The following is a 26,002-nucleotide window of genomic DNA, read 5'->3' on the forward strand; positions in this document are numbered from 1 at the left end:
TCCCGGCAACAGTCGGTGCCAAGGGATGGCCGTTCACCAGTCAAGACTTGGTCGGACCATTCCATGACGTGACTTCGCAAAATCGTGACGTCTTTCGTCTGATTTGCGCCAGATCATTCCCCTGTTCCGCAATGCTGACGTAGCCGTACGGGCGTCGGGCGACTCACATTCGGACGCAAGGGATTAACCAATGACAGTGGACTCGGTCACGATTGCCCTGGTGGGCAGCGGTGGCGCCGGCGCGATGACCGCCGGACAGATGCTGCTGGATGCCGCCGCCAACGTGGGATGGTACGGATTGATGTCGCGGTCCACCGGCCCGCAGATCCGTGGCGGAGAAGCCGCCGCCCTCGTTCGCCTGTCGCCCACACCCGTTCACGGTCCGGGGGACCGTTTCGACATCATCATCGCCTTCGACTGGCAGAATGTGGAGCGCTTCGCGGCCGAGCTTCCCCTGTCGGAGAAGAGCGTCATCATCACCGACCCCAGCCAGGGCGAGGTGCCCGCGGTCCTGGCCGCCAGCGGCGCCAAACAGGTCGAGCTGCCGATCAAGGAACTGGCCGGGCGCATCCCCGGCGGGCGCGTCAACATGGTGGGGCTGGGCGCCGTCGCGGCGATCATCGGCCTGCCGCGCGCCGGCATCGACGCGGTGATCCAGAAGGCGCTGGGCAAGAAGGGCGACGCCGCCATCCAGGCGTCCAACGCCGGCATCGACGCCGGGTCCAAGGAGGCCGCCGGCTGGAACCTCGGCCTGGAGCTGGCCGCCCCCAACAAGGAGGGCGCCACCCGCTGGAACATCTCCGGCAACGAGGCCGCCGGGCTGGGTGCCTTGAAGGGCGGGGTGAAGTTCTGCGCCGCCTACCCGATCACGCCGGCGACCGAGATCCTGGAATGGCTGGCCCCCAACCTCGCCAAGACCGGCGGCAAGCTGGTCCAGGCGGAGGATGAGCTGGCCTCCATCGCCATGTGCCTGGGCGCCTCCTTCAGCGGCGTGCCGTCGATCACTGCGACCGCCGGCCCCGGCCTGTCGCTGATGACCGAATGCATCGGCCTGGGCGTGGCCTCCGAAACCCCGGTGGTGATCGTCGACGTGCAGCGCGGCGGCCCGTCCACCGGCATCCCGACCAAGTCCGAACAGTCCGACCTGAACATCGCCGTCTACGGCCTGCACGGCGACGCCCCGCATCTGGTGGTCGGCCCGACCTCCATCGGCGACTGCCTGTTCACCACCCAGTGGGCGGTGCACCTGGCCGAGGCCCTGCAGACCCCGGCCATCGTGCTGTCCGATCAGGCGATGGGCCAGTCCCGCGCCATCGTCGACAAGCCGGCCGATGCCCCCCACAAGGCCAACCGCCTGCTGGCGACCGATCTCGGCGGCGAAGCGAAGTACAAGCGTTACGCCGACACCGAATCGGGCGTCTCCCCCGCCGCCATCCCTGGCATGCCGGGCGGCGAGCACACCGCCGACGGCTTGGAGCATGCGGAGAACGCCCTGCCCTCCTCGCAGGCGTCCGACCACCAGAAGCAGCTCGACAAGCGCCTGCGCAAGCTGACCAGCTACGACTACGGCGACGCCTGGGCCGACATCGAGGGCGAGGGTGAGATCGCTGTCGTCACCTGGGGCTCCGCCACCGGCCCGTCGCGCGAGGCGGTGCGCCGACTGGAGGCCGCCGGCACCAAGGCCCGGCTGGTCGCCATCCGCCTGATCTCCCCGGTCCAGCCGGCCAAGCTGGCCGCGGCGCTGGACGGCGTCTCCAAGGTCCTGGTCGTCGAGCAGACGCACGGCGCCCAGTTCCACAAGTTCCTGCGTGGGCATTACGACCTGCCGGGCGCGGTGTCGGTGTTCAGCCGCCCCGGCCCGCTGCCGATCCGCGCCCGCGAGGTGCACGAGACGCTTCTTTCCCTGATCTGACCGGCCGGAGCACGAAATCCATGGATACCCATCTGACCGACGATGTCGTGGGCCCGCTGCCCGGCGACTACAAGTCCGACGTGAAGCCCATCTGGTGCCCCGGCTGCGGCGACTATTCCGTGCTGGCCGGCATCACCCGCGCCATGGCGACCATGGGGCTGGAGCGCAAGGACACCGTCGTGGTGTCGGGCATCGGCTGCTCGTCGCGCATCCCCGCCTACACCAGCGTCTACGGCTACCACACGGTGCACGGCCGCTCCCTGGCCGTGGCGTCCGGCGTGAAGCTGGCCCGGCCCGAGCTGAACGTGCTGATCTTCGGCGGCGACGGCGACGGCTTCTCGATCGGCGGCAACCACTTCCTGCACGCCTGCCGCCGCAACGTCGACATGACCTACATCGTCATGGACAACCAGGTCTACGGCATGACCAAGGGCCAGGCCTCGCCGACCACCGAGGCCGACTGGTGCGAGTCGAAGCTGACCCCGGAAGGGCCGGGCGTCAACCCGATCCAGCCGGTCGCCCTGGCGCTGGCCTGCGGCGCCAACTTCGTCGCCCGCGGCTTCTCCAACAACCCGAACGAGGTCGCGCGCCTGATCGTGGAAGGCGTGCGGCACCCCGGCTTCTCGGTCATCCACATCCTGTCCCCCTGCGTCACCTTCCGTCCCGAGCAGCGCAACTGGAAGAGCACGGTCCATCCCTACGGCCGCGAGCCGACGGACGACCCGAACGAGGCGATGCGCGCCGTCCTGGAGGACGACGGGTTCGGCCTCGGCATCTTCCTCGCCGGCAACCGCCGTCCGTTCCAGCCGGAATCGGCGGCCACCCGCAGCATCGCCCAGATCGAAGAGGGGTTCGCGGTATGAAGACGAAAGTGCTGAACGGGGCCGCCAACGTCGGTCTGTTCCTTGCCCACGCGCTGGCCCTGGAGATCGAGGCGGCGGAGCGCTACACCGAGCTGGCCGACAGCATGGAGGCCCACAACAATGTGGAGGTCGCCAAGCTGTTCCGCGATCTGTCCACCTACTCGGCCAAACACGCCGAAGAGGTGAAGCAGATCGCCCGGGAGTTCGGCGCGCTGCCCAAGGTTGCCCCCTGGGAGTTCCAGTGGGACGCCACCACCGAGTCCCCGGAGGCCGCGGCCTTCGAGAACGCCCATTACCTGATGAAGCCGCACCACGCGCTGAAGATGGCGCTGCTGAGCGAGCACCAGGGCAACAACTACTACGCCTCGGTCGCCGCCGAGACGAAGGACCCGGAGGTCGCCCGCCTCGCCCGCGAGTTCGCGGAGGAGGAGGCCGGCCACGTCGCCCTGGTCCGCAAATGGCTGGAGCGCTACCCGGCCCCGAAGGACGACTGGTCGGACGATCCCGACCCGCCCAACATTTCCGACTGAAACGATCAGGCAAAAAGCCTTTACGATTGAGACCGGACGCTACCGGATGGTAAGGACGGGACGGCCCAGCGCCGTCCCGTTTCCTTTTTGGCTCCCGGAATGACCGACGGAACTCCCGATACCGCTGCCCCCAACACCGCCATCGTCCCGTCCCCCTGCATCAGCGTGTGCAAGCTGACCGCCGATCGCGCCTATTGCATCGGCTGCCTGCGCACGCTGGAGGAAATCCGCGGCTGGAAGCACATGGATGCCGGGCAGAAGCGCGCCCTGCTGGCCGATCTGGAGAACCGGCAGGCCGCCGCCGCGGAGTGATCGTCCCTCAACCGGTTTCTTTCGTCAGGCCGCGGCGCCGCGCAGCAGGGTCATGCGGTCGCGGTCGGCGCGAATGCGGTCGAGATGCTGGATCGCCACCGCGGTAATCGGCAGGGGAAGCTCCTTGGCCAGGGCCTCCTCGTAGGCGCGGACGCATTCGCCCTCGCCGCGCTGCACCTCGGCGAGGATCGCCTCGCGGTCGTGCCCCAACACGTTGTTCTTCAGTTCCAGGAAGAAGCGGTGCGCGCCGCCCATCACGGTCCCGCCCATGTCCGGCGCCCCGCCCTGCTCGGCGACGAGGCGCTGCACCTCGCGCACGATGGCGCCGCGCTGGGCGGCCAGATCGTTGAACAGCGCCTTCAGATCCTCGTCCTCCAAGGCTTCCGCGGCCTGACGATAGGCTTCGTGGCTGTCCTCGACGATGCGGATCAGATCGTTGAGGGTATCGACGATCTGGTCTTTTCCCATCACGGCCGGTTCATTTGCCGACATGGCCGGTTCCTCCCCTGGCAGGCTGCCCAACCACTTGAAAACCTGCCGCCCCGGTGAAGGTTCCTTGATGCATCCGAAGGGTGCTCCGCTTGGTCAGGCCGCATCGTCCGATGGTGACGAACCGCTGCTCCGCCTGTTGTCGGTCCATCCCCAATGGACTGTCTGATAACGCAACGAGGGAGAGGACCTGTGGCCAACACCACCAAGGAAACCCTGATCGACTGGCTGCGCGACGCCCACGCCATGGAAAGCCAGGCCGTCGAGATGCTGGAGCGGCAGGCGGAGCGCATCAAAAACTACCCGGACGTCCTCGCCAAGGTGCAGGAGCACATCGAGGTGTCGAACCGGCAGGCCGACCGGCTGAAGCAGTGCCTGCAGCGTCTGGGCACCGACACCTCGGCCATCAAGACCGGCGTCGCCATGCTGATCGGCAACGCCCAGTCGCTGTCCGGTGTGGTGGCGTCCGACGAGATCGTGAAGGCGTCGATCTTCGACTATTCCTTCGAGCATTTCGAGATCGCCAACTACCGCGCCCTGATTTCCGCCGCGGAACAGGCCGGGGAGCCGGAGATCGCCCGCATGCTCCAGCCGAGCCTGGACGAGGAGCTGGAAATGGCCGCGTGGCTGGAACAGCGCCTGCCGCAGCTCACCAAGACCTATCTGGAGCGCCGGGAAACCGCCGGCACCGCCGAAGCGAAGCGCTGATCCGAACGCAGCGTCGAAACCGCGCCGGGGGCACCGTCCCCGGCGCGGTTTCCGTTCGTCAATGCAGAGCCAGCGCCGACCGCCGGCGAACCGCCGGGCGGGCGCGCCACAGGCCGAGCAGATGGCCGGACAGGGTCATCGCGTCCGACGCCAGCCCGAAGGCCGAGCCGGCCAGCACGTTGTGGCCGGCCCCGACCACCGTCGAGGACAGGAAGAACAGCCGCATCCGGCCGACCATGCTCTGCCAGCGCCCGATGGTCCCCAGGATGAAGCCCGCCGCCGACAGCGCGGACATCGGGCCCTGCCACGTCGCCGCCGCGACGGCCAGCGCCGCGGGCACGGTCAGGGCGAACAGGACGCGCAGCCAGCGCGGCCGCCGTTCCGGATAGGCGGCGGCCATCTGCACGAGGCCGAGCGCGCACATCAGCATGCCCGTATGGGCACCCAGAGCGAAGAAATGGACGACGAACAGCGCACCGGCCCCGGCCTGCGCGGTCAGGATCGCCCGCCGGTCCTGAAGCAGCGTGGACAGGACGCCCAACGCCAGACCGGCAAGCCCGCTCACCGCGACCAGCGACAGGGACGGCAGGTAGTGCAACAGGAAAACCATGGATAACGCCTTCACCCTTCGGAAAATGCTGCGCCGCAGCAAAAGGCCGCGGCGAAGGGGGCGGACGCTAGGCGCCGATGGTTAACCGGCTGTGAATCGGGGTGTGATCAAGAGTGGGCGTTCGGTCCCGCAGCAGCGATTCGCGATAAGGGCAAAAAGCGTTTAATGCCAACGATCTCGCGACCTATGGCCTGACCATGGGCATACCCCTGTGGTCGGGGGCACCCCATGGGCATTTCACCTTTGCGACGTTTCCCCGGGACGGCCGGGCGGTCATTCTTCGCACCGCAAGATGACACGCCCAAGAAAACACACGCTCTCACACGCTCTCGACGCCGTGCCTTCCCGAAACGCCGTGCCTGAGACGCCTCCTGGAATAAGACGCTCTGGATGAGATGCCCTATGACCCAGCTGACGAAACGGGACGCCGCACGTCTTCCCGCGCCACCCACCTGTTGCCATTGCGGGAAGCCTTTGCGGGCCGGGGAACCGCATTGGGCTGGCGATAGCGAGAACCGCCCCTGGCACTATGGCTGCGCCGAGCGGGTCGGCCTGACCATGTCGTGGACGCGGGTCCGCCATCGCCGCGCGATCGTCGCGGGAGTTTGACCGCCTCGCGCTGTTACCTCCCTGGCCGAGCTTCATCGGCAGGGGCTTTCAAAAAGGGGAAAGCATGAAGGGGACACCACAAAGCATCTGGCTGTCCATGGCCAACCGGTCGGCCAGTCAGGCGATCGGTTTCTGGAGCGGCGTGTTCAACGCCGCCGCCCGGCGCAACCAGACCGCCCTGTTCAACGCCATGACCAAACCGCCCAAGCCGAAGCGCACGACACGGAAAAAGAAAAGCCGCTGAGGTGGATGCCAGTGTGGCAAGCACCAGAACGCAGAAAAGCCGCCCAAGGGCGGCTTTCTTGTGCAGACCGGAAGGAATGGCGCGCCCGAAGAGATTCGAACTCCTGACCCCCAGATTCGTAGTCTGGTGCTCTATCCAGCTGAGCTACGGGCGCATTCCTGTTTGTCTTCCCGGCGGCGGCGGTAACCGTCCGTCGTCGAGGCGCGCAACTTACTCAAAAGGATTCCGGGCTGCAAGACCTTTTTTCGCCTTTTCACGCGGTCGATTGCCCGGCGGTGGGGCTTGCGGTATAAGCGGCGCACGTTTCTTTCGGAGTCCATAGCCGTGCCAGAAGCCGTTCCGTTCAACAAGCACTTCCCGGTGTCGTGGGAGGAGCTTCACCGCAACGCCAAGGCGTTGGCTTGGCGCCTGATCGACAAGGGTCCCTGGAAGGGCATCATCGCCATCACCCGCGGCGGCCTTGTCCCGGCGGCCATCATCGCGCGCGAGCTTGAGCTGCGCATGATCGACACCGTCTGCGTCTCCAGCTACGACCACCAGAACCAGCGCGAGGCGACGGTCCTGAAGGGCGTGGAGGGCGCCAACGCCGGAGACGGCGAAGGCTGGCTGATCATCGACGACCTCGTCGACACCGGCAAAACCGCGGTGATCGTGCGCAAGATGCTGCCCAAGGCGCATTTCGCCACCGTCTACGCCAAGCCGCTGGGCCGCCCGCTGGTCGACACCTTCATCACCGAGGTGAGCCAGGACACCTGGATCCACTTCCCCTGGGACATCGAGCTGCAATTCTCCCAGCCGATCGCCAAGCAGCACCGCGGCGCCTGACCTGCCTCATTCAACCCTCTCCCCCCTGGGGAGAGGGTGGCCCGAAGGGCCGGTGAGGGGGTTGCGCTTGTGCCGGACGTGCCGCCACGCGCATGCGCTTGTGCCGGACGTGCCGCCACGCGCATCCCCCTCACCCTAACCCTCTCCCCAGAGGGGAGAGGGGACACCATGCCACTTGACACAAGCCCAAGCGTCTTGTGTCAAGTCTACAGCAACCCCGCCGAGCGGTGGCGCGGGTCGAGCGCGTCGCGCAGACCGTCGCCCAGCAGGTTCAGCCCCAGCACCGTCACCGCGATGGCCGCCCCCGGAAAGATCGCCTGAAGGGGGGAGGTAAACAGGAAGGTCTGCGCGTCGCCCAGCATCTTGCCCCAGGAGGGCGAGGGCGGCTGGATGCCAAGGCCGAGATAGCTCAGCGCCGCCTCGTTCAGCACCGCCACGGCGAACAGCACCGTCCCCTGGACGATCACCACCCCGGCGATGTTGGGCAGCACATGCACCAGCGTCACCGACAGCGGCCCACGCCCCAGCGCCAGCGCCGCCCGCACGAAGTCCCGCCGCCAGACGGCCAGCGCCGCCCCGCGCGCCACCCGCGCAAAGACCGCGGCGTTGAACAGGCCGAGCGCCAGCACGACGTTCACCGCCCCCGCCCCCAGCGCCGCCGTCAGCAGGATCGCCGTCAGCACAGCGGGAAAGGCGAACAGCAGGTCGCCCAGCCGGGCCACCGCCTCGTCCCCCCAGCGCCCCCAGGCGGAGGCGGCCAGCCCCAGCGGCACGCCCAGCAGGGCGCCCAGCGCCACCGCCGCCGCCCCGACGGCCAGCGAGTTGCGGGCGCCGACCAGGATCATCGACAGCACGTCCCGCCCGAAATGGTCGGTGCCCAGCCAGTGGACCGGCCCCGGCGGGCGCAGCCGGGCGACCACCCGCACCTGCTCCGCCGGGAAGGGCGTCCAGACCAGCGACAGCAGCGCCGCCCCGACCACCAGCGCGGTGAGCAGCCCGCCCAGCAGCAGGCTGACCGGCAGGCGCCTCAGCCGTCTCATCCCCCCCATTTTCGTGGGCCCCGTCATGCCGTCACCCGCGGGCGCGGGTCGATGGCGGCGCAGGCGATGTCGACCAGCGCGTTGACCGCCACCACCGTGACCGCCAGCAGCACGACGACGCTCTGCACCACGATCAGGTCGTGCTGGCCGATGGCCTGATAGAGCAGGCGGCCCAGCCCCGGCAGGGTGAAGACATTCTCCACCACCACCGCCCCCGCGACGAGGAAGGAGAATTGCAGGCCGAGGATGGTGGCGACGGGGATCAGCGCGTTGGGCAGCACATGGCGCCGCAGGACCACGCGGCGCGGCAGGCCTTTGGCGACCGCCGTGCGCACATACTCCTCGCGCAGCGTGTCGAGCGCCGCCGTACGGGTGATGCGCGCCAGGATCGCCGCCTCCGGCAGGGCCAGCGCCACGGCGGGCAGCAGCAGCGCCTTCAGCGCCGGCCCCGCCCCGGCTTCCCATCCCGGAAAGCCGCCGGCGGAGAACCAGCCCAGCCGCACGGAAAACAGCAAAATCAACAGGATGGCGAACCAGAAGCCGGGCACCGCGATGCCCATCTGCCCGAAGGCCATGACCGCCCAGTCCCCGGCCCGCCCCTGCCGCCCGGCCGCGAACAGGCCGAGCGGGATGGCGATGCCCGCCGAGAGGACCAGCGCCAGCCCGGCCAGCGGCAGGGTGATGGCCAGCCGGTCGGCGACCAGCCCGGCGACCGGGCGGGCGTAGGTCAAGCTGGTCCCGAAATCCCCATGCAGCATGCCGCCCACCCAGCCGGCGTAGCGGACGGGCCAGGGCCGGTCGAGCCCCATCTGGGCACGCAGGGCGGCCACCGCCTCCGGCTGCGCGCTGGTGCCCAGCATCACCAGGGCGGGGTCGCCGGGGATCGCCTCCAGCACGGCGAAGACCACCAGCGTGGCCAGCCACGCCGTCAGCGCCAGCGTGAGCAGACGGCGCACCAGGAAGGCGAGCACGCGGGTCAGCCCCCGCGGGGTCCGGTCCGGCCGCGCCGGATCACTTCCACCGGACGCCCGTCACGTCGTTGGCCTGGATCGGGCGGTTGACCCACATGCCCTGCACCGCCGACTTCTGCACGGTGGCCGAGGGCAGCATGAAGAGGAAGCCGTTCACCGCGTCCTCGGCCAGGATGCGCTGCTGCTCGCCGTAGAGGGCGTTGCGCTTGGTGCTGTCCTGGGTGCGGTCCAGTTCCGCCCCCACGGCGTTGAAGCGCTCGCTGCGGTAGTTGAAGTAGTAGTCGGGGCGCCCGTAGATGTCGATGTCCAGCGGCTCGGTGTGGGCGATCAGGGTCAGGTCGTAATCCTTGCCCTTGAACACCTTTTCAAGCCAGGGCGCCCATTCCATTGGCTCGATCGTCACGCGGATGCCGACCTCGGCCAGCATGGCGGCGATCAGCTCGCCGGAGCGGCGGGCGTAAATCGGCGGCGGCAGGCGCAGCGTCGTCTCGAACCCGTCCGGAAGGCCGGCCTCGGCGAGCAGCGCCTTGGCCTTGTCCGGGTCGTAGGGGTAGAGGCCGGTCAGGTCGACGTAGCCGGCGCGGTGCGGCGGGAAGTGGCTGCCGATGGCCGCCCCGTTGCCGAACAGTACGCCGTCGATCAGCGTCTTGCGGTCGATGGCGTGGGCCATGGCCCGGCGCACCCGCACGTCGTCGAAGGGCTTGCGGGCGTTGTTGGTGCCGAGGATCGTCTCCCCCTCCGTTGTGCCGACCATGACGGTGAAGGCCCCGTCGTCGCGGAACTGGGGCAGCGCCTCATAAGTGTCGAACTGCGGGAAACTGTCGATGTCGCCGGCTTTCAGCGCGGCAACCTGGGCCGCGGGATCGCTGATGAAACGGAAGGTGACGCGCTCCAGCGCCGGCTTCGGCCCGTCATAGTCGGGGTTGCGCACCAGCACCACCCGGTCGCCGGCCACCCAGCGCTCGAACTTGAAGGGGCCGGTGCCGACCGGGGTCTGCTTGTTGGTGCCCGCCGATTCCGGCGCGACGATGGCGGCGTCGCCCGATGCCATGTGGAAGAGGAACAGCCCGTCCGGCCGCGACAGGGTGATGACCACGGTCCGCGCGTCCGGCGCCTCGACACCGGCGATGGCGGCGAAATAGCCCTTCTGCGCGTTGACCGACTCGGCGCCGCGCGCGCGGTCGAGCGAGAACTTCACGTCCGCCGAATCGGCGTCGGTGCCGTCGTGGAACTTCGCCCCCTTGCGCAGGTGGAAGGTGTAGGTCAGCCCGTCCGCCGACACCTCCCACTTCTCGGCGAGGCCCGGCACCACCTTGCCTTCGGCGTCGATGCGGGTCAGCGGCTCGAACAGGTTGGCGTAGGTCACCTCGTCGATGGCCGCCGCCGCACCCGCCGTGGGGTCGAGGTGCGGCGGTTCCAGCCGCATCCCGACCACCAAGTCAGTACGGGGGGCCGCCTGCGCGAGGACCGGACCGGCGGCCAGCGCGCCGGCCAGCCCGAGGAACGCTCCCATGGTGATGGCGAGCGCGGCGCGCCTCTGGCGGTTCGGCATGACGGCTGTTTCCCCCAATCGTTGTCTCGGCGCGGGATGATGCGGTGAAGCCCCGCCCGAGTTCAAGACCGCAGGCAGGCTTTTCCGCTCACGCCTCCGCCAGGAAGGCGCTGTACTGGCGGGAAATCGCCTCCACCGCGGTGTCGAACAGGCGCTTGCCGTGCTCCGGCGAGGCGAGGCCGGGGGCGGAGCCGATGCGCCCGTCGGGGTGGCGGCGCCGGAAGTCGCGGGCGTCGTAGAAGCCGCCGGGCGACGCGGTCTCCGGGTCCATCGCCGCCGTCTTGATCGACTCGGGATAGGCGTACTGGGTCAGCGACACCTCGCTGGGCGTGGCGTGGGAGCCCTCCTTGCCGCCGAACAGCTCCCGCGACAGGCGGCCGATCTCCTGGTTCTCCCACCAGTTGACCAGGGTGCAGCGCAGCTCCGGCGCCTGCCGGCCGCGCAGGGCGCGGTTCTCCGCGTAGATCTCGTAGAAGGCGGCGCGGACCGACGCGACGTTGCCGCCATGGCCGTTGACGAAGAAGAAGCGCTCGAACCCATGCTCGGCCAGCGACATCACATAGTCGCGCAGCAGGGCGATCAGGGTGGAGGGCTTCAGCGTCATCGAGCCGGCGAAATCCATGTGGTGCACGGCCATGCCGACCGGGATGGTCGGCCCGACCATGGCCCCGGTGGCGTCGCCGACGCCGCGGGCCACGACCTCGGCGCAGATGGCGTCGGTGCCGATCAGGCCGTTCGGCCCATGCTGCTCGGTGGAGCCGATGGGCAGGATGATGCCCTTGGAGGTCTTCAGGTAAGCCTCGGCCTCGGCCCAGGTGCTGAGAAGAAGCTGCACGGTCCCGGTTCCTTGTTCGGTGTGGTCTCCGCCAAAGATAGGGCAGATCGGTTGGCTTCCCAAAAATCCGTTGCCGGCGCTCCTGCGGAGCGCGGAACGGACGCGTTGAATTTCACGATAGTTTCTATACCTTGAAAAATCGCAGCGATTGGTATTGCCATTTTTCGATCGGCGGAATCGCAAAAATGCAACCCATTCTTATCATGCTGATGCCAAAGCATTTTTGAAAAAAAATCATAAATTATAATGGGTATGCAATTGATGAGAAGCGAAAAGAATGATGACACGCTCATCGCCTACTCCTCAAAAACCCAGCAACTTTGCCTATTAGCAGCTGCCGCGTGCTTGGCTTCGTATGGTTTATATTTGATTATCTCGTTCGACTTGACCCAGGTCCGTGCCTGGATAGGCATCGCCGTGATTGTTGTAGCAAGCCATGAATTCATGGTGGTTCTGGCCACGGTGCCCTACAAGGGGCCACTTATCAAAGCGGACGAGACTGGCTTGTTCATTTATGGGCAAACCGTATCCCCCATACGATGGGAAGACATCGCATCGGCTGAACATGGTAGTCTTTGGGGAGAAAAACGCGCGCCATCCATGTATGTTTTGAGAGTCTCAAAGGACAGCCGGTACCTCATCCAGCCAAGCCGCGCCAATTTCTATACGGGGCGGGTTCTGAGATTGAGCAGCTTCGGCACCACCGCCTCCGGAGCGGACATTCGACGGGTTCTGAAGGCCCGCGTTCCCGCCCTGCTCTGGCACATCGAATCGGATGCAACAGACACGTAGGCCGGCTGACGCGCGCAAGCGTAGGAGCCGGCTCCGCCTCACCAAACGCGTTATCCTGGCAAAATAAACGAGCGGACCATACACTTGCGTGCATTTCCCAAGGAATGGCGTCTGGCATGGTTGCGCGGATTAACACGGTTGCGTTCCAGGGCATCGAGGTTCTGGACATCGACGTTCAGGTGCAGATGTCCGGCGGCATCGTCGCCTTCACCGTGGTCGGCCTGCCCGACAAGGCGGTGGCGGAGAGCCGGGAACGGGTGCGGGCGGCGCTGCACGCGCTCGGCCTCGCCCTGCCGGCCAAGCGGATCACCGTCAACCTCGCCCCGGCGGACGTGCTGAAGGAGGGGAGCCATTTCGACCTGCCCATCGCGCTGGCCCTGCTGACCGTCATGGGCGTGCTGCCCGATCTGGAGATGAGCCGCTATTGCGCGCTGGGCGAACTGGCGCTGGACGGGGCGCTGACTCCGGTGGCCGGGGTGCTGCCGGCGGCGATCAACGCGCTGGCCCACGACCGCGGGCTGATCTGTCCCGAGGCCTGCGGCGGGGAGGCCGCCTGGGCGGGCGAGGGGCTGGACGTGCTGGCACCCGCGACGCTGCTCGCGCTCATCAACCATTTCCGCGGCCAGCAGGTGCTGACCCGCCCCCGTCCGCGCATCCAGGAGAGCGCCGGGGCGCCGCTCGACCTGCGCGACGTCAAGGGCAACGAGACGGCCAAACGCGCGCTGGAGGTCGCCGCCGCCGGATCGCACAATCTGCTGATGATCGGGCCGCCCGGCTCCGGCAAGTCGATGCTGGCCGCAAGGCTGCCGGGCCTGCTGCCGCCGCTCGACCCGGCGGAGGCGCTGGAGGTCTCGATGATCCACAGCGTCGCCGGGTTGCTGGAAGGCGGCAAACTGCTGCGCCAGCGCCCCTACCGGTCGCCGCACCAGTCGGCCAGCCTGCCCGCCCTGGTCGGCGGCGGGTCGCGCGCCAAGCCCGGCGAGATTTCGCTCGCCCACAAGGGCGTTCTGTTTCTCGACGAGCTTCCCGAATTCCCGCGCGGCACGCTGGAGGCGCTGCGCCAGCCCTTGGAAACCGGCAAGGCCGTCGTCAGCCGGGTGAACCACCATGTGACCTACCCGGCGCGGGTGCAGTTGATCGCCGCCATGAACCCCTGCCGCTGCGGGCATCTCGACGACCCGTCGCTGGCCTGCGCCCGCGCGCCGAAATGCGCCGCCGACTACCAGTCCAAAATAAGCGGGCCGCTGTTCGACCGCATCGACCTGCACATCGACGTGCCCGCCGTCAGCCCCGCCGACCTCAGCCTGCCGCCGCCCGCAGAGGGGAGCGCCGACGTGGCCGCCCGCGTGGCGGTGGCTCGCGCCGTCCAGGCGGAGCGCTACGCCGGTTTCGGCCCCTTTCCCGAGGGCCGGGCGGTGCGCACCAACGCCGAGGCAGATGGCGAACTGCTGGAGAAGGCCGCCGCCCCCGACCAGCCGGGCCGAGCCCTGCTGACCGAAGCGGCGGAGCGGCTGAAGCTCTCGGCCCGCGGCTATCACCGGGTCATGCGCGTCGCCCGCACGCTGGCCGACTTGGATGGCGGGGGCGGCGTGCGCCGCCCGCACATCGCGGAGGCGCTCGGCTACCGCCGCATCGCCCCCGGACGATAAGCTTTTACTCCGCCGCCACGGCGTTGCCGTGGTTGGAATGATGATTCCGGTCGTGCAGGCAGCGGCGCAGGCGGACGGCGGTGATGATGGCCAGCGCGCCATAGGCGATCAGATAGCTGCCCACACCCAGCGCCACGGCCAGCAGGCCCAGCGACGGCAGGACCCACATGCCGAAACCGAACAGCACCGACAGGGCGCCGGCCACGCCCCAAGCCCATTTGCCATGGGTGCGGTGCATGCGCCACGCGGTCATGATCTTGGCGAAGCCGGTGATGACCGACCAGGCGGCGATCACGAAGATCAGCGCGAACAGGCTCGCCTCCGGCCACAGCAGGGCTACGGCGCCCGCCACCAGACTGACCACGCCGTCGAGAATGAAGGGCAGGCTGCGCTCCTGCGCCTGGGCGGCGCGGACGCCGCCGATGATGGCGAACAGTCCGTCCATCAGCAGGTAGGCCGCGAGCAGAACCGCCAGGGTGGCAACCGTCGCCCCCGGCAGAAGGAAAGCCAGCAGGCCGAGCATCACCGCCCCGGCACCGCGCAACGCCAGCGCCCACCAGTTGCGCGCCAGCAGATCGTTCATGCCCTGGATCCGCCGGGCCTCGTACATCGCCTCCGTAGCCATGTCTCGTCTCCCCTCATCCGTTCGAGTGCACCGGGGGCGGGTGAGCGCCCCCGATACATCACGGCAACAGGATCAGGAGGACTTCGTTGCGGCGGCGGGTTGTCGCAGCGGCGGGATTCGCGCGACTTCCGTGCAAACCCGCCGGGGCGGATCAGTTGCTGCGGCCGTAGTCGCCCTTGCTGGGTTCGATAAAGTAGAAGAGCTTTGAGTCGAACTGCATGCCCTCGCGCGGATTCATCAGCGCCACCTCGGTCGTCAGCCCCTGGGCGTCCAGCACCCGCCATTTGCGGAGCTGGAAGGGCCGATCCTCGAAGACCAGCGTCAGGGTGCCCTTGCCGGGGTCCTTGGTCTCGGTCAGGCTGATTTCCACCAGCCCCGGCGCCTGATAGACGCCGGTCACCGTCACGTCGCCGGACAGCCGGATGTTCTTGCGCAGGATGAAGTCGGCCAGCGTGCTGCCGATGGGGGCGCTGGACTGCTGCCGCATCTCCCCGTCCCAATAGAAGATGAAGGCGCCGTCGGCGACGACGAAGTCCTTCACCGGCGCGTCGTACTCCAGCCGCATCCGGCCGGGACGCGCGAGGTAGAAGGTGCCGGTGGTCTGGTGCCCGTTCGGGGCGACCTGCACGAACTTAGATTGCAGCGTGCCGATGCCGTTCAGGTAGCTTTCCGCCTGGGCCACCAGCGCCTGGTCCTGGGTGGACAGGGCGGCGGCGCGGGGAGCGGCGAGCGCGGGGTCGAGGACCGCTCCCGCCGTGGTGACGGACAGAGCGACGGCAGCGGCAGCCAGAATGCGGCAGAACGGGATCTTCATGATGCCTGCTAGGTAACCGGACGTTCCGGGCGGAAATGGGGCGCGGCGGTGGTGGTTCCAAGGAGAAAGAGCGCTCTACCCCTCCCCAACCCTCCCCCTCTTCGAGGGAGAGGGGGCTTGGGCGAAGCGGCGGCAGTTCCCTCCCCTGCGAGAGCGGGGGAGGGTTAGGGAGGGGCGAAAGCCCCCGCTCACTCCTCGATGTTGCGGGCCAGGACTTCGCGCTTGCCGGCGTGGTTGGGCTTGCTGACCACGCCTTCGGTCTCCATCCGCTCGATCAGACGGGCGGCGGAGTTGTAGCCGATGCGGAGCTGGCGCTGGATGAAGCTGGTCGACGCCTTGCGCTCGCGGCAGACCACCGCCACCGCCTTGTCGTAGAGGTCGTCGCCCGACCCGCCGCCGGCGCCCGACCCGTCGTCGAAGGAACCGCCGTCCTCGTCGTCCTCCTCGGTGATGGCGTCGACGTAGCTCGGCTCGCCCTGGGTCTTCAGGAACTTCACCACCTGCTCGACCTCGCCGTCGGCGACGAAGGGGCCGTGGACGCGGGTGATTCGGCCGCCGCCGGCCATGTAGAGCATGTCGCCCTGGCCGAGGAGCTGCTCCGCCCCCTGCTCGCCGAGGATGGTGCGGCTGTCGATCTTGGAGGTGACCTGGAAGCTGATGCGGGTCGGGAAGTTGGCCTTGATGGTGCCGGTGATGACGTCCACCGACGGGCGCTGCGTCGCCATGATCAGGTGGATGCCGGCGGCGCGGGCCATCTGGGCCAGCCGCTGGATCGCCGCCTCGATGTCCTTGCCCGCCACCAGCATCAGGTCGGCCATCTCGTCGACGATCACGACGATGTAGGGCAGCTCCTTCAGGTCGAGCGGCTGCTCCTCGAAGATCGGCTTGCCGGTGTCGGGGTCGAAGCCGGTCTGGACGCGGCGGGTCAGCAGCTCGCCGTCGGCGCGGGCCTCGCGCAGGCGGGCGTTGTAGCCCTCGATGTTGCGCACGCCCAGCTTGGACATGTTGCGGTAGCGGTCCTCCATCTCCCGCACCGTCCATTTCAGGGCGACCACCGCCTTCTTCGGGTCGGTGACGACCGGCGTCAGCAGATGGGGGATGCCCTCATAGACCGACAGCTCCAGCATCTTGGGGTCGATCATGATGAAGCGGCAGCGGTCGGGCGGCAGGCGGTAGAGCAGCGACAGGATCATCGTGTTGATCGCCACCGATTTGCCCGAGCCCGTCGTGCCGGCGACCAGCAGGTGCGGGAAGCGAGCGAGGTCGGCCACCACCGACTGGCCGCCGATGTCCTTGCCGAGCGCCAGCAGCAGCTTGCCCGCCGTCTTGTCGAAGACGTCGCCGGCCAGCAGCTCGCGCAGCAGCACCGTCTCGCGCTTGGCGTTGGGCAACTCGATGCCGATGACGTTGCGGCCCGGCACCACGGCGACACGCACGGACACCGCGCTCATCGAGCGGGCGATGTCGTCGGCCAGACCGATGACACGGGACGACTTGGTGCCGGGGGCCGGCTCCAGCTCGTAGAGGGTGACGACCGGGCCGGGATGGACCTTCTGCACCTCGCCGCGCACGCCGAAGTCGGACAGCACGCCTTCCAGCTTCACCGCGTTCTCGCGCAGCGCCGCCTCGTCCACCTTCTCGCCGCGCACGCTGGTCGGGACGATCTGGAGCAGGTCGAGCGGCGGCAGCTCGTAGCCGTCCGCCTCCTCCAGATTGAGGGCGGCCTGCTTGGACGGGCGCCCCTGGTCGGCGGCCTTCGTCTTGCCCCCGGCGGGCGGGGTGACCACCGGAACGGCGCGGGTCTTGGCCTCCACGCGCGGCTCGACGCTGATGGAGTCGGACAGCCGGCCGCGCGGCGCGGCGCGCAGGGTGATGGCGGCGCCGTCCTCGTCGGGTGTGTCGTCGAGAGTCGGGGCGACGGCCTTCTTGTCCGCGGTGGCGAGGCTGGGCTCCCGGCGCAGCAGGCCACCGGTCTGGCGCGCGGCGTTGCGCGCGGCCTCCGCGCCCTTGTCGCGCATGAAGGACACGCCGGCCCGCGCGCCCCGCCCGAGGCGGGCGAGGCCGGCGGCGGTCTCGCGCAGGCTGGCCGCCCATTCGCGGATCGACAGGCCCATGGCGACGAACAGGATCAGCCCGCCGGCCACGCCGGCCACGGTGCCGACCAGCGGATTGCCGGGGCCGCCGAACAGCAGCTTGCTGACCCCGTCCAGCAGCACGATGCCGAAGCTGCCGCCGGGATGGCCGTTCAGCGGGTCCTCGCCCCCGCCGCCCATCCCGGCCAGGAACATGGCGACCAGAAGCACGCCCCACACCGCCAGCACGCTGCGGAACAGCGGATGGCGGATGCTCTTCTGCAGGCTGAGCCGCCAGCCCCACATCATCGGGACCAGGGCCAGCAGATAGGCCGCCCAGCCCAGCGACTGGATCAGGACGTCCGCCAGATGGGCGCCGAACCGACCGAACAGGTTGTGGATGTGGGTGTTCGCCGCCGGAACGGCGTTCCACGAGGGGTCGGCCGGGTTGTAGCTGCCCAGGATGACCATCAGCACCAGACCGACCACGCCCAGCGCGAAGCCCGCCAGCTCGCGTGCCCGCGCCACCACGAAGGCGCGCGTGGCGGGCGAGAAGAAGGGCGGCTTTTCCGGCCGCGCTCCGGCGGGCCGTGCTCCGGCGCTTTTGCCGCTTCCGCTGCGGGGGCTTGCGGGTCGTGCCATGGGCAGAAGGTCCTCAAGAACGTGCTGAACCGGACCCGTCCTTCGGGCGAAAGACCGGGGTGACTTGGGCCGAACCGGGTTGGGCCGAACCGGGCGGCTCTTATCCCAGGATGCGGGCGATGGTGCTGCAGGCGTGGGCGACCGTCTCGGCGTCGTTCACCAGCGCGATGCGGATGAAGGGGGCGCCGGGGTTGGCCTCGCCGGGATTGCTGCGGGTCAGGTAGGCGCCGGGCAGCACGCGGATGCCGCCCTCCGCCCACAGGCGGCGCGTCGCCTCCTCGCCGTCGCCGACCTCCAGCCACAGGAAGAAGCCGCCGTCGGGCCGGTAGTAGCCGTAGCGCCCCTTCAGCGAAGCCTCCGCCGCGTCGAACTTGGCGCGGTAGAGCGCGCGGTTCTCCTCGACATGGGCCTCGTCCCGCCACAGGGCGGCGCTGGCCGCCAGCACCGGCAGCGGCATTCCGGCGTTGGAGTAGCTGCGCAGGCGGGTGAAGCGGGACATCAGCTCCGGATCGCCGGCCACGAAGCCCGACCGCAGCCCGGCGGCGCTCGACCGCTTGGACAGGGAATGGAAGACCAGGATGTTCGCCCAGGGCTTCCCGTCATGGACCAGCCCCGACGCGACCTGGAGCGCGCCGACCGGCGGCTTGTCCAGGTAGATCTCGGCGTAGCACTCGTCCACCGCCAGGATGAAGCCGTAGCGCCGCGCCAGCCCGATCGCCCGCTCCAGATAGGCGGCGTCCGCCGCCGCCCCCTGCGGGTTGGCCGGGGTGCAGAGGTAGAACAGCGCCGTGCGTTCCAGCAGTTCCGGCGTCAGCGCGTCGAGGTCGGGCAGGAAGCCGGTCTCGCGGGTGGAGGGCAGGAACACCGGCTCCGCCCCCGCCAGCAGGGCCGCTCCCTCGTAGGGCGCGTAGAAGGGGTTGGGCATCAGCACCGCCGGCTGGCGTCCCACCTTGGACGGCGGCACGGCCAGCAGGGCGAGGAGGAACAGCGCTTCGCGCGTGCCAGACACCGGCAGGACCGACTTTTCAGCATCGAACAGCCCGTCCGGCAGGGCGTAGCGGCGGGTCAGCCAAGCGCCCACCGCCTCGCGGAACTCCGGCGTGCCGCCGACCGGCGGGTATTTGCCCCACAGATGGGCGTTGGCGCGCAACGTCTCGTCGATGATGGCCGGCGGCTGGTGCTGCGGCTCGCCCACCGACATCATGATCGGCTCGGCGTTGGCGCGCGGCGTCACCCCGGACAGCAGGGCCGCCAGCCGGGTGAAGGGGTAGTCCGAGAGCCGGTCGAGCCGGTCGTTGACGAGAGCGAAGGTGCCGAGGTCCGGGAGCGACATGCCGCCGAGAATCCTTTCCATGAGGACGGCCCGAGAAGGCCGGGCCGGCCCCGAGGGGCACGGCCCGTCAGTGGCCTCTGGGGGCCTCTGCCCGATACGAAACGGAAACGATCCTACCGGCGGTGGAGTCCCGGCACAAGGGCACAAAACCGGACGAAGCCCGGTCAAGGGAAAGCATACGCCGCCCGTTCCGGCGGCCTTGGCGCCACGGTGGAAAGACTGGCGTTCCCGGCCTCAAGTCACCGGGCAGATCATCGATGCCCCGCGGCAAGAAAAAGCGGACGCGCCTTCCCCCCTCGCGGGAGGGGCCGGGCGATGATGCCCCGCCCGGTCCGCTTCCTCCAGGACGCCTCAGAGAGCTTCGGTGTTGGTCTCGCCGGTGCGGATGCGCACGGCCTGGGCGATGTCCAGCACGAAGATCTTGCCGTCGCCGATGCGGCCGGTGTTGGCGGCCTTCTGGATCGCCTCGACCACCTGCTCGTACTGGTCGTCGGACACCGCGACCTCCACCTTCACCTTGGGCAGGAAGCTCACGGAATACTCGGCGCCGCGGTAGATCTCGGTCTGACCCTTCTGGCGTCCGAAGCCCTTCACCTCGCTCACCGTCAGGCCCTGGATCCCGAGCGATGTCAGCGCCTCGCGCACTTCGTCGAGCTTGAACGGCTTGATGATGGCCATAACCAGTTTCATGTGGCTTCCCCTTGGTATGCGTGTTTGCGGGCCCTTGCGGTCGCCCGGTCCCCCCTCGGCCGATCCCGCCATGGCGGCGGGTTTTCCGAACGTGACTCGAGCGTGTTCGCCTCGACCATAAAAAGCAATGTCTTCAAAAATCGTGCCGGTTGCAGAATCGGCCCTTTTCAGCGGTTTTTGGCTGTTTCGCCGATCGATTGGGCAAGCTATGCCTAACAATTACGCAATTCGTGGGCCGCGACGCAGCGCCGCTGGACATCCGGACCAAGCGGAACGATTGTTCGTACCCGTCTACACTGATCGAAGGGCAGCGCCATCATGACCGAATCGGGCACCACCGCAGCGCAGGAGATCACGACCGACGTCGTCGTGTTGGGCGGCGGACTGGCCGGACTCAGCATGGCGGCGGCCCTGGCCACCGCGGGTGTTCCGGTCGTCTGCATCGACCGCGACAGCCCGGACCGGCAGGCGGGGGACGACTTCGACATCCGCACCACGGCGGTCGCCTACGCCTCGATGAAGGTGCTGGAGGGGGCGGGCGTGTGGAAGCACATGGAGCCCTACGCCGGCCCGATCCTGGACATCCGGGTGGCCGACCAGTTCTCGCCCCTGTTTGTCCATTACGACCACACGGAGCTGACCTGGGACGGCAAGAACCAGCCCTTCGGCTGGATTCTCGACAACAAGGACATGCGCCGCGCCCTGTTCGCCCGCGCCAAGGAACTGCCCGGCCTGCACCATCTGGCCCCGGCCCAGGCGGTGTCGATCGAGCGCACCCGCGCCGGCGCCACGGTGACGCTGGCCGACGGGCGGGTGGTCAAGGCGCGGCTGGTGGTCGGGGCCGACGGCCGCCGCTCGCTGGCGCGGGAGAGCGCCGGGATCAAGCTGCGCACTTGGGCCTACGACCAGACTGCGATCATCTGCACGATCCGCCATTCGGAGCCGCACAATGGCGTGGCGGTGGAGCATTTCCTGCCCAATGGCCCCTTCGCCGTGCTGCCGATGACCGGGAACCGCTCCTCCATCGTGTGGAGCGAGAAGCGGTCGCTGGTCGACATGTATCTGAAGCTGCCCGAGGACCAGTTCATCGACGAGCTGACCCGCCGGTCGGGCGGCTATCTGGGCGACATCGAGCTGGTGACCCGGCGCGACGCCTGGCCGCTGTCGGTCCTTCTGGCCGAGCGCTTCATCGCGGAGCGCGTCGCCCTGATCGGCGAGGCGGCCCACGCCATCCACCCCATCGCCGGGCAAGGGCTGAACCTGGGCCTGCGCGACGTGGCGGCGCTCGCCGAGGTGATCGTGGACGCCCACCGGCTGGGGCTGGACGTCGGCTCGCCGGAGGTGCTGGCCCGCTTCCAGCGCTGGCGCCGCTTCGACACGGTGCTGCTGGCCGTGGTCTGCGACGGTCTTGTGCACCTGTTCTCCAACAACATCCCGCCGATCAAGCTGGCCCGCGACGTCGGCATGGCCGTCGTGAACCGCCTACCGCCGCTGAAGCGCTTCTTCATGCGGCACGCCATGGGTGTGGTCGGCGAACTGCCGCGGATGATCAAGGGCGTGCCGCTGTAAGGCGCCGCCCGCCCGTCACCCCAACCCATATTCCGACAGCGCCTCGTACACCGCGGCCCCCTTGCCCAGGTGGCTGCGGTAGAGCGTGAAGTGCTCCATCCGGATCGGACCGGCGCGGAACATCCCGCGCTCCTCGACGAAGCGCCCGATCCGGTCCTTCGGCGCGTCCTTCAGCCGGGCGAGCGTGACGTGGGGCGAGAATTTGCGCTCCTCTGCCGGCAGGCCGCAGCGGACCAGCGCCGACTCGACCTTGGACTGGAGGTGCGACAAGGCGTCGCTGCGCTCCACCCCGGCCCAGAGGACACGGGCGTTGCGGCCGCTGCCGTACACGCCCACGCCGTCCAGAACCAGATCGAAGGCCGGCGCCGCGATCTGCGCCAGCGACTCGTCGATCTCCGCCGCCTGATCCTCCGGCACCTCCCCGATGAAGCGGAGCGTCAGGTGCAGGTTGTCCGCGTCGGTCCAGCGGGCGCCGGGCACGCCGCCGCCCAGCCCCGCCAGACGCCGGCGCACATCCTCCGGAAAATCGAGGGCGACGAAGAGACGGATCATTGGCTTTCCGGAACGGTTACGGGCAGGGGTCGGGATAGCGGGCGTTGACCGCCTCGATGTCCTTCATCACCTCGTCCGACAGCGTGACCTCCGCCGCCGCGATGTTGGACTTGAGGTCCTCCATGGTGGTCGCGCCGATCAGCGAGGACGCCACGAAGGGCTGTTGCAGGGTGAAGGCGATGGCCATCTGGGTCGGCGACAGGCCGTGGCGCCGGGCGACGTCCAGATACTCGCGGGTGGCCACGTCGGCGTTGACGGTGGCATAGCGCGACTTGCGGTGATCCAGCGCACGGCGGGTGCCGGCGGGAACGGCGCCGTCCAGATACTTGCCGGTCAGCGTGCCGGCGGCCAGCGGCGAGTAAGCCAGAAGCCCGACATCCTCGCGCAGCGACACCTCGGCCAGACCCTGCTCGAAGGTCCGGTTCAGCAGGTTGTAGGCGTTCTGGATCGAGGCGATGCGCGGCAGGCCCTTGTCCTCCGCCAGCTTGAGGAACTGCATCACCCCCCAGGGCGACTCGTTCGACACGCCGATGTGGCGGACCTTGCCGGACGTCACCAGCTCGTCGAGCGCCGACAGAGTCTCCTCGATGGGCGTGCCGTCCTTCTCCGGCCGGTGGACGTAGTTGCGCGCCCCGAAGCGGTTGGTCGCACGGTCGGGCCAATGGAGCTGGTACAGGTCGATGTAGTCGGTCTGGAGCCGGCGCAGGCTGGCCTCCACCGCCGCGAAAATGTTGGCGCGGTCGAGCTTCGCCTCGCCGTTGCGCACCCAGGCGAAGCCGCCGTCGCTGGCGCCGACGACCTTGCTCGCCAGGATCACCTGATCGCGCTTGCCGGTCGCCTTGAACCAGGTGCCGATCACCTCCTCCGTACGTCCGTACGTGTCGGCGGTCGGGGGGATGGCGTACATCTCCGCCGTGTCCCAGAAATTGACGCCCTCGCCGAGCGCGTAATCCATCTGGGCGTGGCCCTCGGCCTCGCTGTTCTGGCGGCCCCAGGTCATGGTGCCCAGGCCGATGGCGCTGACCGACAGGCCGGTGCGGCCGAGCGGACGGTATTGCATTTGTCTATGATCCTTAAAGGAACAGGGTGAGCACGCCGGTGTATCCGTACAGGCGGGCGTTGGAGATCTCGCCGCTGGCGAAGAATCCGGCCAGCGGGATGTCGCCGAAGGTTTCGCGGATCAGCGCCAGCTCCTGGCTGCCCTCGCCGAACAGGCTGGGGCCGCGGGCGATGCAGCTGACGTAGAGGGCGCCCTTCGGGGTGGTCTTCACGCGCTTCTTCAGATTGGCCAGCATGCGGCGCATGTCGGCTTCGGCGCTCTGCTGGTCGCGGCGGGTGAACAGGATGGGCTGGCCGCTCTGCACATGGTGGGCGACGGCGATCCAGCCGGCGCGCGGGTCGATGGCGATCAGGTCGCGGACCAGATAGTCCGCCGTGTCGCTGCCGGCGATCGGCAGGCCGGCGAAGATGTAGCCGGACACCCGCTTGAGGTCGCGGGCCAGCAACTCGCCGATGTCCTCCTTGAAGACCTCCAGCGCCGGGCGCCCGTCGATCTCCAGGACGACGTTGTCGTCCGCCGCGGTGATGGTGCGCACCGGTCCGATGGGCGTGCAGCCCTGGCTGAGGCCGGTGGCGACCGGCACCTGCGGCGCGAACAGCACGCCCGACACGCCGCCGTCGGCCACCGGCCCGGCGGTCATCGTGGCGGTGTTGCCGGGGATGGTGAATTGCGGGAACTCCGAGCGGGAGGCCGACAGGCCGCCGACCAGGAAGGCCCCGGTTGATTCCGCCAGCGAAACAACCAGACCGGCCAAGTCCTGGTGGCGCGGGTCGGCGTGGGCGAGCGCCAGCATGGCGCCGTGCTTGTCCAGCCAGCCGCCGGCCATGCGGCGCAGCGGCTCCATGTCGCCCGACACCACCGGGAACAGGCGGAAGCCCTCCGGCGGAAGGCGGGCCACCATCACGGCGATGCCCGGCTTGTCGAAGATTTCCTCGTCGTTGGCGCAGACGCCGATGCCGACCGTGCCCACCCAGTCGCGGATGCCGGTGACGCCGCGCAGCAGCGTGACCATGCTCGTCGCGTGCTCGGCCAGCGCGTCGGTGATGTAGAGGAAACCGAGGTTGCAGCCCTCCACGGCCCCCAATTCGTCCAGGCAGGACTTGACGACGGCGCCCCATTCGGTGCCGGTGGCCGATGCGGCCTTGAAGAAGCTCTCGGTGGTGGCGGTGTCGCCGGCCAGGGTCGCCATGGGTCTTCAGCCTCCGTTTTTGGCGATGCCGTCCAGAAGGCGGGCGACGTGGGGCGTGATGCGCTCCACGATCACCTTCACGCCGGCCGCATTGGGATGGATGCCGTCAGGCTGGTTCAGCGCGGCGTCGGCCGCCACGCCGTCCAGGAAGAACGGGTAGAGCTGTACGTCGTACGTCTTCGCCAGATCCGGGTAGATGGCGTTGAAGCGGTCCCCGTACGCGCGGCCCAGGCTGGGCGACGCGTACATGCCGGCCAGCAGCACGGGCAGCTTCTCGCCGGTCAGCCGCTTCAGGATGGCGTCGAGGTTGGCGCGCGCAGCGGTGGGGTCGAGCCCGCGCAGCATGTCGTTCGCCCCAAGTTCCACCAGCACGGCGTCCGGCTTGTCGGCCAGCGCCCAGTCGAGCCGCGACAGACCGCCAGCCGTGGTGTCGCCCGACACGCCGGCGTTGACGACGGTGACGTCGTAGCCTTTCTCCCTCAGCGCCGCCTGCAACTGGGGAGTGAAGGACTGCGCTTCGGGAAGGCCGTAGCCGGCGGTCAGGCTGTCGCCGAGCGCCAGAAGGGTGTAGGGGCCTTTCCCCGCATCCGTCTGGGCGGACGCGGGCGCGGTCACGCCGATTCCCGCAACGACGGCGAGAGCGGCCAGCCCCGACCGAAGGAGGGCCATGTTGAAATGGCGGCGCACCATGCCATATGGCGTGAGGTTTTCCCGCCCATTTCCCCGCCCGTTCCAGAGACGCATGCCAATGTCCCGACCCGATTCCGTTGAGTCCACCATCGTCGATCTCGACGAGGTGCATCTGAGATTGGACAGCGCGGCCGGACCCGTCAACATCCTGAGAGGCTTGAATCTCCGCATCCGGCCCGGTGAACGGGTCGGCGTGGTCGGCCCGTCGGGCTCCGGCAAATCGACCATGATGATGGTCATGGCCGGGCTGGAACGCCCCACGGGCGGGACCGTGCGTGTCGCCGGACAGGATCTGGGCCGGCTGGACGAGGACGGGCTTGCGCGCTTCCGCCGCGACCATGTGGGGATCGTCTTCCAGGCTTTCCACCTCGTGCCGACGATGACCGCGCTGGAGAACGTCGCCATCCCCCTGGAATTCGCCGGGGCCGCCGACGCCTTCGACCGCGCGCGCTCCGGGCTGGAGGCGGTCGGGCTGGGCCACCGGCTGAGCCACTATCCGGGCCAGCTCTCCGGCGGCGAGCAGCAGCGCGTCGCCCTGGCCCGCGCCTTCGTCGCCGAGCCGTCGCTGCTGCTGGCCGACGAGCCGACCGGCAACCTCGACATCGGCACCGGCGCCACCATCGTGGAGCTTTTGTTCGACCTTGCCGAGCGGCGGGGCACGACGCTGGTGCTGATCACCCACGACCCGTCCCTGGCCGACCGCTGCGACCGGACCGTGCGCCTGATGGACGGGCGCATCGTCGACGACGGCACGGCCGCCCGCGCCGAGCGCGAGCGCGTGGCGGGGGACTGAGCGTCCTTCGAGGGAGTGGTCGCGTTGCGCCC

The 26,002-nt window shown here is 68.8% G+C and carries 26 protein-coding genes and 1 tRNA gene; 11 read left to right on the forward strand and 16 right to left on the reverse strand.

What is annotated here, in order from left to right; translation table 11 throughout:
* Positions 1-190: 190 nt before the first annotated feature.
* From ABAZ39_RS13180 to ABAZ39_RS13195, 4 genes are all read left to right on the forward strand, one after another.
* A complete protein-coding gene (locus tag ABAZ39_RS13180) occupies positions 191-1,912 on the forward strand; it encodes a 2-oxoacid:acceptor oxidoreductase subunit alpha (protein ID WP_051658016.1) in 1,722 nt (573 codons plus the stop codon).
* Positions 1,913-1,932: 20 nt separating this feature from the next.
* Entirely contained in the window at positions 1,933-2,775 is an 843-nt protein-coding gene (locus ABAZ39_RS13185; RefSeq protein ID WP_051658017.1) for a 2-oxoacid:ferredoxin oxidoreductase subunit beta, read from the forward strand.
* Entirely contained in the window at positions 2,772-3,305 is a 534-nt protein-coding gene (locus tag ABAZ39_RS13190) for a ferritin-like domain-containing protein (RefSeq protein WP_014239058.1), read from the forward strand. The genes ABAZ39_RS13185 and ABAZ39_RS13190 overlap by 4 nt, the downstream gene beginning before the upstream one ends.
* A gap of 99 nt (positions 3,306-3,404) precedes the next feature.
* The gene (locus ABAZ39_RS13195) at positions 3,405-3,617 is read left to right on the forward strand and encodes a DUF1289 domain-containing protein (protein ID WP_038529993.1); all 213 of its coding nucleotides are present in this window, start codon (positions 3,405-3,407) and stop codon (positions 3,615-3,617) included.
* A gap of 24 nt (positions 3,618-3,641) precedes the next feature.
* Here ABAZ39_RS13195 and ABAZ39_RS13200 read toward each other — a convergent pair whose 3' ends face one another.
* Positions 3,642-4,109 (reverse strand): PA2169 family four-helix-bundle protein, encoded by a 468-nt coding sequence (locus ABAZ39_RS13200; protein WP_038529996.1) that lies wholly within the window; start codon positions 4,107-4,109, stop codon positions 3,642-3,644.
* 189 nt (positions 4,110-4,298) lie between these two features.
* On the opposite strand from ABAZ39_RS13200, the gene ABAZ39_RS13205 reads away from it, so the two are divergent.
* Entirely contained in the window at positions 4,299-4,814 is a 516-nt protein-coding gene (locus tag ABAZ39_RS13205; protein ID WP_014239055.1) for a YciE/YciF ferroxidase family protein, read from the forward strand.
* 58 nt (positions 4,815-4,872) lie between these two features.
* Here ABAZ39_RS13205 and ABAZ39_RS13210 read toward each other — a convergent pair whose 3' ends face one another.
* Entirely contained in the window at positions 4,873-5,424 is a 552-nt protein-coding gene (locus ABAZ39_RS13210; protein WP_051658019.1) for a YgjV family protein, read from the reverse strand.
* 673 nt (positions 5,425-6,097) lie between these two features.
* Here ABAZ39_RS13210 and ABAZ39_RS13215 point away from each other — a divergent pair.
* Positions 6,098-6,277: a hypothetical protein gene (locus ABAZ39_RS13215; RefSeq protein ID WP_038529999.1), complete on the forward strand. Its 180-nt coding sequence runs from the start codon at positions 6,098-6,100 to the stop codon at positions 6,275-6,277.
* Between the two features lie 77 nt (positions 6,278-6,354).
* Here the strand turns inward: ABAZ39_RS13215 and ABAZ39_RS13220 are convergent.
* Positions 6,355-6,431: transfer RNA gene (locus ABAZ39_RS13220), tRNA-Arg, on the reverse strand.
* Between the two features lie 170 nt (positions 6,432-6,601).
* Here ABAZ39_RS13220 and gpt point away from each other — a divergent pair.
* Positions 6,602-7,102 carry a xanthine phosphoribosyltransferase gene (gene gpt / locus ABAZ39_RS13225; protein ID WP_038530002.1) on the forward strand — a complete coding sequence of 167 codons (501 nt, stop codon included), beginning with the start codon at positions 6,602-6,604 and terminating at the stop codon, positions 7,100-7,102.
* Between the two features lie 206 nt (positions 7,103-7,308).
* On the opposite strand, the gene ABAZ39_RS37500 is transcribed toward gpt, so the two are convergent.
* The 4 genes from ABAZ39_RS37500 to ABAZ39_RS13245 form a co-directional block, all read right to left on the reverse strand.
* On the reverse strand, positions 7,309-8,142 hold the full coding sequence (locus tag ABAZ39_RS37500) for an ABC transporter permease (RefSeq protein ID WP_247887726.1): 834 nt from the start codon (positions 8,140-8,142) through the stop codon (positions 7,309-7,311).
* Between the two features lie 23 nt (positions 8,143-8,165).
* Positions 8,166-9,113 carry an ABC transporter permease gene (locus ABAZ39_RS13235; protein ID WP_038530008.1) on the reverse strand — a complete coding sequence of 316 codons (948 nt, stop codon included), beginning with the start codon at positions 9,111-9,113 and terminating at the stop codon, positions 8,166-8,168.
* A 40-nt stretch (positions 9,114-9,153) separates the two neighbouring features.
* The gene (locus tag ABAZ39_RS13240; RefSeq protein WP_038530010.1) at positions 9,154-10,665 is read right to left on the reverse strand and encodes an ABC transporter substrate-binding protein; all 1,512 of its coding nucleotides are present in this window, start codon (positions 10,663-10,665) and stop codon (positions 9,154-9,156) included.
* Between the two features lie 88 nt (positions 10,666-10,753).
* Positions 10,754-11,500: a creatininase family protein gene (locus tag ABAZ39_RS13245; RefSeq protein WP_038530012.1), complete on the reverse strand. Its 747-nt coding sequence runs from the start codon at positions 11,498-11,500 to the stop codon at positions 10,754-10,756.
* A gap of 261 nt (positions 11,501-11,761) precedes the next feature.
* On the opposite strand from ABAZ39_RS13245, the gene ABAZ39_RS35605 reads away from it, so the two are divergent.
* The gene (locus ABAZ39_RS35605; protein ID WP_144243544.1) at positions 11,762-12,292 is read left to right on the forward strand and encodes a hypothetical protein; all 531 of its coding nucleotides are present in this window, start codon (positions 11,762-11,764) and stop codon (positions 12,290-12,292) included.
* A gap of 116 nt (positions 12,293-12,408) precedes the next feature.
* A complete protein-coding gene (locus ABAZ39_RS13250; protein WP_038530014.1) occupies positions 12,409-13,941 on the forward strand; it encodes a YifB family Mg chelatase-like AAA ATPase in 1,533 nt (510 codons plus the stop codon).
* Between the two features lie 4 nt (positions 13,942-13,945).
* Here the strand turns inward: ABAZ39_RS13250 and ABAZ39_RS13255 are convergent, their stop codons facing one another.
* The 5 genes from ABAZ39_RS13255 to glnK form a co-directional block, all read right to left on the reverse strand.
* Positions 13,946-14,566: an HdeD family acid-resistance protein gene (locus ABAZ39_RS13255; RefSeq protein WP_038530016.1), complete on the reverse strand. Its 621-nt coding sequence runs from the start codon at positions 14,564-14,566 to the stop codon at positions 13,946-13,948.
* A 151-nt stretch (positions 14,567-14,717) separates the two neighbouring features.
* On the reverse strand, positions 14,718-15,380 hold the full coding sequence (locus ABAZ39_RS13260; protein WP_038530018.1) for a LolA family protein: 663 nt from the start codon (positions 15,378-15,380) through the stop codon (positions 14,718-14,720).
* Between the two features lie 188 nt (positions 15,381-15,568).
* Entirely contained in the window at positions 15,569-18,094 is a 2,526-nt protein-coding gene (locus ABAZ39_RS13265; protein ID WP_038530021.1) for a DNA translocase FtsK, read from the reverse strand.
* A 100-nt stretch (positions 18,095-18,194) separates the two neighbouring features.
* Entirely contained in the window at positions 18,195-19,427 is a 1,233-nt protein-coding gene (locus ABAZ39_RS13270) for an aminotransferase class I/II-fold pyridoxal phosphate-dependent enzyme (protein WP_038530023.1), read from the reverse strand.
* Positions 19,428-19,778: 351 nt separating this feature from the next.
* On the reverse strand, positions 19,779-20,117 hold the full coding sequence (glnK, locus tag ABAZ39_RS13275; RefSeq protein ID WP_035670687.1) for a P-II family nitrogen regulator: 339 nt from the start codon (positions 20,115-20,117) through the stop codon (positions 19,779-19,781).
* Positions 20,118-20,435: 318 nt separating this feature from the next.
* On the opposite strand from glnK, the gene ABAZ39_RS13280 reads away from it, so the two are divergent.
* Complete coding sequence (locus tag ABAZ39_RS13280) at positions 20,436-21,686, forward strand: UbiH/UbiF/VisC/COQ6 family ubiquinone biosynthesis hydroxylase (RefSeq protein WP_038530025.1); 1,251 nt, start codon at positions 20,436-20,438, stop codon at positions 21,684-21,686.
* A 15-nt stretch (positions 21,687-21,701) separates the two neighbouring features.
* On the opposite strand, the gene thpR is transcribed toward ABAZ39_RS13280, so the two are convergent.
* From thpR to ABAZ39_RS13300, 4 genes are read right to left on the reverse strand one after another with little or no spacing between them, the layout of a single operon-like run.
* Positions 21,702-22,238: an RNA 2',3'-cyclic phosphodiesterase gene (gene thpR, locus ABAZ39_RS13285; RefSeq protein ID WP_038530028.1), complete on the reverse strand. Its 537-nt coding sequence runs from the start codon at positions 22,236-22,238 to the stop codon at positions 21,702-21,704.
* 16 nt (positions 22,239-22,254) lie between these two features.
* Entirely contained in the window at positions 22,255-23,298 is a 1,044-nt protein-coding gene (locus ABAZ39_RS13290) for an NADP(H)-dependent aldo-keto reductase (protein WP_038530030.1), read from the reverse strand.
* Between the two features lie 13 nt (positions 23,299-23,311).
* Positions 23,312-24,487: an FIST signal transduction protein gene (locus ABAZ39_RS13295; RefSeq protein WP_038530032.1), complete on the reverse strand. Its 1,176-nt coding sequence runs from the start codon at positions 24,485-24,487 to the stop codon at positions 23,312-23,314.
* Positions 24,488-24,493: 6 nt separating this feature from the next.
* On the reverse strand, positions 24,494-25,156 hold the full coding sequence (locus ABAZ39_RS13300) for an arylesterase (protein ID WP_247881590.1): 663 nt from the start codon (positions 25,154-25,156) through the stop codon (positions 24,494-24,496).
* A 79-nt stretch (positions 25,157-25,235) separates the two neighbouring features.
* On the opposite strand from ABAZ39_RS13300, the gene ABAZ39_RS13305 reads away from it, so the two are divergent.
* The gene (locus ABAZ39_RS13305; RefSeq protein WP_038530037.1) at positions 25,236-25,970 is read left to right on the forward strand and encodes an ABC transporter ATP-binding protein; all 735 of its coding nucleotides are present in this window, start codon (positions 25,236-25,238) and stop codon (positions 25,968-25,970) included.
* Positions 25,971-26,002: the final 32 nt, after the last annotated feature.

Origin of the sequence: Azospirillum argentinense (assembly GCF_000632475.1) — a bacterium.
In the GTDB taxonomy this organism is placed as follows: Bacteria; Pseudomonadota; Alphaproteobacteria; order Azospirillales; family Azospirillaceae; genus Azospirillum; species Azospirillum baldaniorum.

Coding starts and splice junctions, on each gene's coding strand:
- ABAZ39_RS13180 (WP_051658016.1), top strand. CDS start 191: ATGACAGTGGACTCGGTCACGATTGCCCTGGTGGGCAGCGGTGGCGCC.
- ABAZ39_RS13185 (WP_051658017.1), top strand. CDS start 1,933: ATGGATACCCATCTGACCGACGATGTCGTGGGCCCGCTGCCCGGCGAC.
- ABAZ39_RS13190 (WP_014239058.1), top strand. CDS start 2,772: ATGAAGACGAAAGTGCTGAACGGGGCCGCCAACGTCGGTCTGTTCCTT.
- ABAZ39_RS13195 (WP_038529993.1), top strand. CDS start 3,405: ATGACCGACGGAACTCCCGATACCGCTGCCCCCAACACCGCCATCGTC.
- ABAZ39_RS13200 (WP_038529996.1), bottom strand. CDS start 4,109: ATGTCGGCAAATGAACCGGCCGTGATGGGAAAAGACCAGATCGTCGAT.
- ABAZ39_RS13210 (WP_051658019.1), bottom strand. CDS start 5,424: ATGGTTTTCCTGTTGCACTACCTGCCGTCCCTGTCGCTGGTCGCGGTG.
- ABAZ39_RS13215 (WP_038529999.1), top strand. CDS start 6,098: ATGAAGGGGACACCACAAAGCATCTGGCTGTCCATGGCCAACCGGTCG.
- ABAZ39_RS37500 (WP_247887726.1), bottom strand. CDS start 8,142: ATGAGACGGCTGAGGCGCCTGCCGGTCAGCCTGCTGCTGGGCGGGCTG.
- ABAZ39_RS13240 (WP_038530010.1), bottom strand. CDS start 10,665: ATGCCGAACCGCCAGAGGCGCGCCGCGCTCGCCATCACCATGGGAGCG.
- ABAZ39_RS35605 (WP_144243544.1), top strand. CDS start 11,762: ATGAGAAGCGAAAAGAATGATGACACGCTCATCGCCTACTCCTCAAAA.
- ABAZ39_RS13250 (WP_038530014.1), top strand. CDS start 12,409: ATGGTTGCGCGGATTAACACGGTTGCGTTCCAGGGCATCGAGGTTCTG.
- ABAZ39_RS13255 (WP_038530016.1), bottom strand. CDS start 14,566: ATGGCTACGGAGGCGATGTACGAGGCCCGGCGGATCCAGGGCATGAAC.
- ABAZ39_RS13260 (WP_038530018.1), bottom strand. CDS start 15,380: ATGAAGATCCCGTTCTGCCGCATTCTGGCTGCCGCTGCCGTCGCTCTG.
- ABAZ39_RS13265 (WP_038530021.1), bottom strand. CDS start 18,094: ATGGCACGACCCGCAAGCCCCCGCAGCGGAAGCGGCAAAAGCGCCGGA.
- ABAZ39_RS13270 (WP_038530023.1), bottom strand. CDS start 19,427: ATGTCGCTCCCGGACCTCGGCACCTTCGCTCTCGTCAACGACCGGCTC.
- glnK (WP_035670687.1), bottom strand. CDS start 20,117: ATGAAACTGGTTATGGCCATCATCAAGCCGTTCAAGCTCGACGAAGTG.
- ABAZ39_RS13280 (WP_038530025.1), top strand. CDS start 20,436: ATGACCGAATCGGGCACCACCGCAGCGCAGGAGATCACGACCGACGTC.
- thpR (WP_038530028.1), bottom strand. CDS start 22,238: ATGATCCGTCTCTTCGTCGCCCTCGATTTTCCGGAGGATGTGCGCCGG.
- ABAZ39_RS13290 (WP_038530030.1), bottom strand. CDS start 23,298: ATGCAATACCGTCCGCTCGGCCGCACCGGCCTGTCGGTCAGCGCCATC.
- ABAZ39_RS13295 (WP_038530032.1), bottom strand. CDS start 24,487: ATGGCGACCCTGGCCGGCGACACCGCCACCACCGAGAGCTTCTTCAAG.
- ABAZ39_RS13300 (WP_247881590.1), bottom strand. CDS start 25,156: ATGGCCCTCCTTCGGTCGGGGCTGGCCGCTCTCGCCGTCGTTGCGGGA.
- ABAZ39_RS13305 (WP_038530037.1), top strand. CDS start 25,236: ATGTCCCGACCCGATTCCGTTGAGTCCACCATCGTCGATCTCGACGAG.